This is a genomic window from Flavobacterium sp. RSSA_27 (assembly GCF_051547125.1).
Classification (GTDB): domain Bacteria; phylum Bacteroidota; class Bacteroidia; order Flavobacteriales; family Flavobacteriaceae; genus Flavobacterium.
This window is the reverse complement of sequence record NZ_JBPTTN010000016.1, coordinates 1-597: the sequence shown is the minus strand read 5'-3', so window position 1 is coordinate 597 and position 597 is coordinate 1. Positions and strand designations below refer to the sequence as shown.

1 protein-coding gene is annotated in these 597 nt (G+C 34.3%); it reads left to right on the top strand.

Annotated elements, in window-relative coordinates:
• Nucleotides 1-40: 40 nt before the first annotated feature.
• The coding region (locus ACSVH5_RS13440) for a hypothetical protein (protein ID WP_438061921.1) at nt 41-597 on the top strand (557 nt) is incomplete at its 3' end.

The following is a 597-nucleotide window of genomic DNA, read 5'->3' as shown; positions in this document are numbered from 1 at the left end:
CGAAGCCGGCAAAGAAAATGGTGCTCAAATTGAAGCACTAATGGAAGCTATAAACCTAAATACTATTCATATTTATGACCTAAAAAGTACCGAAAAATTGCTCATAGCAGATATAAGTACCTTAAAGGGTTTTGAATCTTACAACACAACCAAAGCCATTTTCTTTGTTTTAAACAATAAAATAATACACTCGAAAATTGTCTCAGCCAAATATGATGATAAAATTGACAAAACCAATCAACTCATTATATCTATATTTAATAAAGACAAAAACAAAGCCTACTTTACTGGTACAGTTTCATTCTATAACATGCTTCAAAATATGCAACTTACGAGTGACTACAATAACGGTGTATTAGAAAAAAATAGTAGTGTACTTCCAAAAAGTAAAAAATTCAACAAATCTAACAGTTGTACCGATTGGTATTGGGTAACGACTTATTCAAATGGAGGTCAAGATTGGAGCTACGCCTATACCACTTGCACTTGTGACTATTATAAATCCGCATGTGGTGGCGGTGGCGGCGGAAGCTCAAGTAGTGGCAGTTCAGGAGCAATTAATTATCCTTCTCAACCTAACAACAACGACTTGTTTAC